At 61.8% G+C, this 7473-nt stretch carries 8 protein-coding genes; 4 read left to right on the forward strand and 4 right to left on the reverse strand.

Annotated features, from left to right (window positions below; translation table 11 throughout):
- Positions 1-147: 147 nt before the first annotated feature.
- The 3 genes from mazG to FHS78_RS19050 all read right to left on the reverse strand — a co-directional run bounded on the left by mazG (position 148) and on the right by FHS78_RS19050 (position 3237).
- Positions 148-963, reverse strand: a complete 816-nt coding sequence (mazG, locus tag FHS78_RS19040; RefSeq protein WP_281356721.1) for a nucleoside triphosphate pyrophosphohydrolase — start codon at positions 961-963, stop codon at positions 148-150.
- A 9-nt stretch (positions 964-972) separates the two neighbouring features.
- Positions 973-2385: an MFS transporter gene (locus FHS78_RS19045; protein ID WP_167096070.1), complete on the reverse strand. Its 1413-nt coding sequence runs from the start codon at positions 2383-2385 to the stop codon at positions 973-975.
- Positions 2386-2583: 198 nt separating this feature from the next.
- Positions 2584-3237: an MBL fold metallo-hydrolase gene (locus FHS78_RS19050; protein ID WP_167096072.1), complete on the reverse strand. Its 654-nt coding sequence runs from the start codon at positions 3235-3237 to the stop codon at positions 2584-2586.
- Between the two features lie 91 nt (positions 3238-3328).
- Between FHS78_RS19050 and FHS78_RS19055 the strand changes: the two genes are divergently transcribed.
- A complete protein-coding gene (locus tag FHS78_RS19055) occupies positions 3329-4186 on the forward strand; it encodes a pirin family protein (RefSeq protein WP_167096074.1) in 858 nt (285 codons plus the stop codon).
- Positions 4187-4192: 6 nt separating this feature from the next.
- Here FHS78_RS19055 and FHS78_RS19060 read toward each other — a convergent pair whose 3' ends face one another.
- Positions 4193-4780 (reverse strand): Tll0287-like domain-containing protein, encoded by a 588-nt coding sequence (locus FHS78_RS19060; RefSeq protein ID WP_167096076.1) that lies wholly within the window; start codon positions 4778-4780, stop codon positions 4193-4195.
- A 198-nt stretch (positions 4781-4978) separates the two neighbouring features.
- Between FHS78_RS19060 and FHS78_RS19065 the strand changes: the two genes are divergently transcribed.
- From FHS78_RS19065 to FHS78_RS19075, 3 genes are all read left to right on the forward strand, one after another.
- Positions 4979-5605 carry a 2OG-Fe(II) oxygenase gene (locus FHS78_RS19065; protein WP_167096078.1) on the forward strand — a complete coding sequence of 209 codons (627 nt, stop codon included), beginning with the start codon at positions 4979-4981 and terminating at the stop codon, positions 5603-5605.
- A gap of 29 nt (positions 5606-5634) precedes the next feature.
- A complete protein-coding gene (locus tag FHS78_RS19070; protein WP_205305398.1) occupies positions 5635-6330 on the forward strand; it encodes a 2OG-Fe(II) oxygenase in 696 nt (231 codons plus the stop codon).
- A 197-nt stretch (positions 6331-6527) separates the two neighbouring features.
- A complete protein-coding gene (locus tag FHS78_RS19075; protein ID WP_167096080.1) occupies positions 6528-7121 on the forward strand; it encodes a hypothetical protein in 594 nt (197 codons plus the stop codon).
- Positions 7122-7473: the final 352 nt, after the last annotated feature.

The following is a 7473-nucleotide window of genomic DNA, read 5'->3' on the forward strand; positions in this document are numbered from 1 at the left end:
AAACGCGCCCCTCACGGCCATCAACACCATGATTTATATCGGAAATATTGAGATCCTGACAGCAAAATCAGCGATTTACTTGGGGAATGTGGGCTCAGTTCTTTCTCACCCGAACCTTGTTTCATTCTTGCCCGGATCGCACGCCAATCACGCTTTTCTCTCTTCGGCCTTGGCCTCGTCCCACAGCGCGTCCATCTCGTCCAGGTTCGAGTCTTCCGGCTTACGCCCCTGCGCGGCAAGCTTCTCCTCGATCCGCCCGAAGCGCCGCCGGAACTTGTCGTTCGCGCGTCTGAGCGCCTTTTCCGGGTCGATCTTCATGTGCCGCGCGAGATTGGCATAGACGAAAAGAAGATCGCCCATCTCGTCTTCCAGCCGGTCCGGATCCCCGCCCTTGGCGACCTCGGCGGACAGCTCCAGCATTTCCTCGTTGAGCTTGTCGATCACGAGCGAGGTATCCGGCCAGTCGAAACCGACCCGCGCCGCGCGGTTCTGCAGCTTCACCGCCCGTGTGAGCCCGGGCAGCGAGAGCGGCACATCGTCGAGAATGCTTGAGGATTTCCGCGGTTTTCCGGCTTTTTCCTGCGCCTTGATTTCTTCCCAGTGGCCTTTGACGGCCCCGGCTTCGCGCTGTTCCTCGTCGCCGAAGACATGCGGATGGCGGCGGATCATCTTCTCGCAGATCGCGCGCACCACATCGCCGAACGCAAAAGCGTCCTGCTCTTCGGCCATGCGCGCATGGAACGCGACCTGGAACAGGAGGTCTCCCAGTTCGTCGCGGAGTTCCGCCATATCGCCTTGCTCTATGGCGTCGGCGACTTCATACGCCTCCTCGATCGTGTAGGGCGCAATGGTCGAGAAATCCTGCTCGAGATCCCACGGACAGCCGCCTTCCGGATCGCGCAGCTTCGCCATGATGGCGAGAAGGGCGTCGATGCGCGAAAGGTCGGGCGTGTCGGCGGACAAGGCGAACTCCTAATCGGCGGGTCGGTCCGAAATTGTACCCGCCGTGCCGTAGCCCGTCACCGCCGCGGCGGCATCCGTCGCCTCATGTTCCTCATGCTCGCCACGCATGGCGTTGATGCGCTCGCGCAGCTCGGCCTGTCCCTTGCGGTCGAGCGGGAAGCGCCACATCACGGCCGCCGCCGCCAGCATGAAGAGCGCGGGCAGCGTCACATAGAGCAGCAGCAGCTGGTGCAGCGTTTCCGCGGTGTTCGTGCCGTTCGGGTCGAAGCCGATCAGGTCGAGGATCGGATAGGTGATCCCCACGGCCAGCGCCGCGCCCACCTTCTGCGTCATGGTCAGCAGCGAATAGTAAAGACCCGTGCGCTGCTGGCCGGTTTCCAGATAGTCGTAATCCGTCACGTCGGCCATGACGGCGCGCAGCAGGAACGAGCCCGCGCCATAGGCAATGCCGTAAAGCGAATTGCCGATGAAGAGCCACCAGAATTCGCCCTTCGGAAAGAGCACCACCAGCGGCAGGCTGATCGCGCCGTAAACCATCGCAATCGCGAGCGTCTTGTGCTTGCCGGCCATGTGGCTCACGCGGATCCAGAGCGGAATGCCGATGAATCCGGCCACGAAATAGACCAGCAGCAGCAGGCTGGCGAAATTCGGCAACTGCATCACATCGCCGGCGAAATAGAGATAGAGCGCCCCCGTAATGCCCGGTGCGACGCCGACCAGCAGGTCGGCCACCAGCACCCGCTGCAAAAGCCGGTTCTTCAGGATGATGCCCCATGCCTTCTGCCAGGCGATCTGCTGGTGCGGCGCGGATTTCCATTCCGGAACCCGCCAGACCGCAATGCCGATGGTGATGGGCAGCAGGATCAGGATGAACCAGCCCATCGCCTCGACGGATTCGCGCCGTCCCGCGCCATCCGTCGTCCATTCGATGACGGCGGGCAGGGCAAGCACGGTGAACATGCCGAAAATCAGAAGGAATTCACGCATGCCCTGGATGGTAGAGCGCTCGTCATAGTCCGGGGACAACTCCGCGCCCCAGGACATGTGGGAAATCGTGATCAGCGTCCAGCCGATATAAAGAACGACCATCCAGCCTGCGAGATAGACCCAGCTCACGCTTTCCGGTGGCATGAAGATCGCCAGGGTCGGGATCATGAGGAGCGGGATGGAAGCCACGATCCAGTGTCGCCGGCGTCCCCAGCGGCTCGGAAAACGGTCCGATACCATGCCCAGAACGGGGTCCGTAAAGACGTCCCAGAAACGCGCGAACATGAAAACCGTGCCCACCACGGTCAGGCTGAGCCCGAGTTCCGCATAGAACGGCGGGAGGTAGACGACGATGGGGAGCCCCAGGGCTGAAATCGGAATGGAAGGAAGGCCGAAAGCGAATATCTGTCCGCGCGTTACTCGGTTCTTGGACATGCGTCTCCCCAGGTTACTACTTCCCGGCGCGGCCCTTTTCGGGCTCGTTCTTCACCGGTTCGGATCGCCCTGATGGCCTCCGAAAAAAACTGACGATGTGTCAGGCCGTAAGGAAACCGATTATGAACGGAATGTCCATCTCAATTGGACGTTGCGTCACAGGCGAGATTCCTTGTCGAACGGCGTTCGATTTGTATGTCAGCCGAAATTCATATCCGCGACGAAAGGATTCGTCTGCCGCTCTGCGCCGATCGTGGAGAGCGGGCCGTGACCGGGCACGAAGGTGACGTCGTCGCCCAGCGGCCAGAGCCTCTCGCGGATGGAAGAGATGAGCTGCTCGTGGTTTCCGCGCGGCAGATCCGTCCGCCCGATAGAGCCCTGGAAAATCACGTCGCCGACAATGGCGAGCTTCGCTTCCTTGCTGAAAAAGATCACATGGCCCGGCGTGTGCCCCGGGCAATGATGGACCTCGAAGGTCAGGCCGGCGACTTCCACCGTATCGCCTTCTTCCAGCCAGCGGTCGGGCAGGTAGGAACCGGTTTTCGCCCCGAAACCGAAGCGTTCCGCCTGTTCCGGCAGTCCCTCGATCAGAAAGAGGTCGTCCTTGTGCGGGCCTTCGATCTTCACGCCGAGACGTTTGGCAAGATCGCCCGCCGCGGCGGCGTGGTCCAGATGACCATGCGTCAGCAGGATCTTGTCGATGGTCACGCCCATCTCCTCGGCGGCCTCCAGAATGCGGTCGATATCCCCGCCGGGATCGCTGACGGCGCCATGCATCGTCTCGTCGTTCCAGATCAGCGTGCAGTTCTGCTGAAAGGGCGTGACCGGGATAATGGCGGCTTTAAGGGACATGTCTCGACTCGTCATTGGCAGTAATTTCTTTGCGCAAAAGGTAGGGAAGGCGGTTAGCCTTGTCCAATCGCTTGACCGATGGAGGCCGACCATGGACATCATCAAGGGCGCCGCCCGCGATCTGGGGGAAGGGCTTACCGTGGCCCGCATTCTGCCTCAGGCCGCGCATCGGCATGTAGGGCCATTCGTTTTCTTCGACCATATCGGCCCCGTCGAGTTCGCCCCGGGCAAGGGGATAGATGTCCGGCCGCATCCCCATATCGGCCTGGCCACCATTACCTATCTTTTCGAGGGAGAGCAGGACCATCGCGACAGCCTCGGCACGTGGCAGACGATCAGGCCCGGCGCCGTGAACTGGATGACGGCCGGCAGCGGCATTGCCCATTCCGAGCGGACCGGGCCGGAAACCCGCGCCGCGGGGCATCGCCTGCACGGTATCCAGAGCTGGGTCGGCCTGCCGGCGGACAGGGAAGAGGTTGAGCCCGGCTTCCATCATTCGCCAAGGGAAGCGCTGCCCGAATGCGAAATAGACGGGGTTTCCCTGCGCATCGTCGCAGGCGAAGCCTACGGCCTCACATCGCCGGTGCCGGTTTACAGCCCGATCTTTTATCTGGATGCCCGCTTTGCCGAAGGAAGCAGCATTGCTTTGCCGGATGAGCATGAAGAGCGCGCGGTCTTCGTCGTGGATGGCGAGCTGGAAGCGGGCGGTGGGAAAGCGGCGAGCGGGGAGATGATCGTCTTCGAGCCCGGCGAGGACACAACGGTCGCCGCCGCCGGACCCGTTCAGGCGATGCTGCTCGGTGGCGCGCCGCTCGGCCATCGTCATATGTACTGGAATTTTGTCTCCAGTTCGAAGGAGCGGATCGAGCAGGCGAAAGCCGACTGGCGGGAAGGGCGCTTCGGTACCATTCCCGGCGACGACAAGGAATTCATCCCCTTGCCTGATTGAGGTTTTCTACTGCGGCAGCGCCATCCGCACCGTGAACGCACCCCGAATATCGCCAACCTCGAAGCCCGTCGCCCGGTCGTCGGGATACTCCGCCGCCAGAGCCTCCCGCACGGGCTCCGAAATCGCCGTGCCGTGGCAAAGGGTGCAGACATCCTGTGTCGGGATGGCCTTCATGTAGCGCAACACCTGAATGCCGGTCGCCTTGTCTTCCGAAACGGCCCAGCTCTCCATGTTGGCGGGATTCTCCCCGGCTTCGTTGCGCGCCACGAACTCTTCCAGCACCTCGCGTTCCCATTCATCCGGCGCATTGTCGCGATTGCGTACCTTTAGGCTGGTCCGGGCGATGGAAAACCCGCGCCGCTGGGAGACGGCCTCGGCCACGGCCGGAGCGGCAATCTTGCAGACGCCGATGGCGCCCTCCGGCCCGGACGCCTTGATGGCGGCCACAAGCTGGCCTTTCAGCTCCGAGCCGAATTCCTGCGTCGCGGCGCGTATATCGGCCAGCTCCGCCTCGCTCGGTTCGACGGACCCGTCGCATCCGGACAGGAAGGCGGCCAGAAGGAGGGAAGAGGCAAGTCGAACAGGGAACTCCATCGGCGTCTCCCGGGGCTATGGAATACATCCCGAAACTGTAGAATCCATCCGCCCCCGCGCAATCGGTTTTGTTGTCGCGGCAGTGCCGCAATGTCGCATGCGATTGACAGTTTGCCACATTGCCCGATTCAGACGCTGTAAATAGCCTCATTAGAAATAAGGGAATAGGTCCCGAGCGGGAAAACGGAGCGGCAGGCCATGTTTGTCAATCTGAGCGCAGTCGAGACGGCGGAAACGAAGAAGTTTCCCTATCCGCATTTCATGGTGCCGAACTTCCTCAGCGAGGAGCGGCTCGCCGCGGCCATTCGGGATTTCCCGGAGCTGAGCATGTCGGGGCTCTTTTTACCGGATGCGCTCACTTATGGACCGCTTTTCGGCAAGCTTCTGCGGGACCTGGAGGGCGACGAGTTGCGCGAAACGGTGGGTGAAAAGCTCGGGATCGACCTTTCGGGACGTCCGACGCTTGTGACAGTGCGGGGTCATTGCGCGCCGCATGACGGGCAGATCCACGCTGACAGCCGTTTCAAACTCGCCACGCTGCTTCTCTATCTGAACGAGCCCTGGGCGGAGCAGGGCGGTCGCCTGCGCGTTCTGCGCTCCGGCTCCGATATCGAGGACTATGCCGACGAAGTGCCCCCGTCGGGCGGTACGTTGTTCGGTTTTCGCGTTCAGGAAAACTCCTGGCACGGCCACAAACCGTTCTCCGGCCAGCGCCGCTACGTGATGGTCAATTACTGCCGCGACATCGAAAGCCGCGACCGCGAGGCCGCGCGCCACCGCCTGTCCGGGCGCATGAAGAAATTCACGCGCCTCTTTAGTGCATAACCGGTCAGCCTTTGAAATGAGTGAGCGAGATGGGTATCGAAATCAGAATCCGTCAGGACGAGCTTCTGTCGAACTTCCTTGCCGACAGTCTGGAACGGGCGAGGGAGGCGAACGAGCCTTTCCGGCACTGGCTGCTGGACGATGCACTGCCGCCTGCGACCGCTCACGCGGTGGCGGATCTGCCTTTCGAGGCCCCCAGCCTCGGCGACACGCTCGGCAAGCGCGAAACGCATAATGCGTCGCGGCAGTTCTTCTCGCCGGATGTGCGGCGCGAGCATCTCGTCTGCGAGGAAATCGCCGAGGCCTTTCAGCATCCCGCGACCGTGCGCATGCTGGAACGCAAGACGGGCGCCGATCTCGGCGGCTCCTATCTGCGCATCGAATATTGCCAGGACACCGAAGGTTTCTGGCTGGAGCCGCATACCGATATCGGCGCCAAGCGCTTCACCATGCTGATTTATCTGTCCGACACGCCGGAAGCGGAAGGTTGGGGCACCGATCTCTACGATGGCGAAGGCAACCGTCTCGGCAGCGCGCCGGGCGGCTTCGACAAAGGGCTCATCTTCGTGCCCGGCACGGACACATGGCACGGCGTCCATCCGCGCCGGTTCAACGGTGTTCGCAAATCGCTCATCGTCAATTACGTGATCCCGGAATGGCGCTCACGCCACGAATTGGCGTTCCCGGACCAGCCGGTCACGACCGAGGTCAAGCCGGAGAGCTGAGGCTGGGTCGTCATTGCGATGAACGAAGTGACGAAGCGATCCAGCCCGGAGCGTGGCGCTCTGGATTACTTCGCGATCGCTTGCGATGACGGCGTTTGCGGCCGGAAATCGCGTGGAATTTTGTCCCGGCGCTTGATCCGGGCCGCGATGCGGCTGAAAACTGCCCCTCATTGCATGGGCAGCTGGCGGACGGAATCGTGGGGCAGTTTCTTCTTCAATACGGACCTTGGCTCAATCTTGTGGGCCTCGTCACCGACCTTGTGGGCGTCGTCCTGCTGGGGTTCGAGCTTTGGACTGCCTTCGAGGCAGACTGGCGGCTCGGCAAGGCCGAGCATCTCCACGGACGTTTGAGCGACGGACGCGATGTGCGTCTGCAGGCATGGCGCGTCATGGCGCAGCGGGCCCGGACGCCCGCCGAGCGCCTGCGGGCGGTGGAGCGGGGGCTGGAACTGGGCCTTGCGCGCTATGGCGACCAGCTTCTGGTGAAACGGCTTTATGAGCAGTTGAAGGATACGCCGATGGCCGGCCGGATCGACGCCCGGCTGAAGGAAGCCCGTGCCGGATTGCTGAAACGCTTCGGCATCGAGGATCCGGGCACCGTCGATCCGGAAAACGAGTTCGATCTGCTGCTTGCCGGCCTGGAAGCCGAAATCGAGGAAGCCCGCCGTCCGCCGATCTCGCACTGGATCCGCCGCGCCTGGGCCGTGCGGTTCGGCATCTTCCTCGTGGTCGTCGGCGCGATCCTGCAGCTCCTGGGCTCGTTGCCGCATGAGATGCTGACGGGAGGGTAGCCGACCGCGAACGCCCGAAACCGCCTCCTGATCGATACATCCGTTTAGCCGATAATATATATTATGGATAATAATTTACGCTACAGGGTTTCAGGCAAATCCCGGAAAACTGCGCAAAACTCGACAATCTTCCAACTCTCACCCCGGCTTGGGCAATTTCTGGGCGATTTGTTGATTGCCTCGGATGTGCCTCATTTCGCCCATACCTCAGGTCTCGCGAGCGCAAGCATGCGGATGGCTGACCATCCGCAAGATTGGTAAGCGGTGTTGTAGCCCCACCTTTCGCATTTTGAGGTGATGATTGATTTTGCTTCCCGTTGATTGGCGGGAAGGAGTTTCTCCATGGAGGCTA

It is taken from the genome of Parvibaculum indicum (assembly GCF_011762095.1).
In the GTDB taxonomy this organism is placed as follows: domain Bacteria; phylum Pseudomonadota; class Alphaproteobacteria; order Parvibaculales; family Parvibaculaceae; genus Parvibaculum; species Parvibaculum indicum.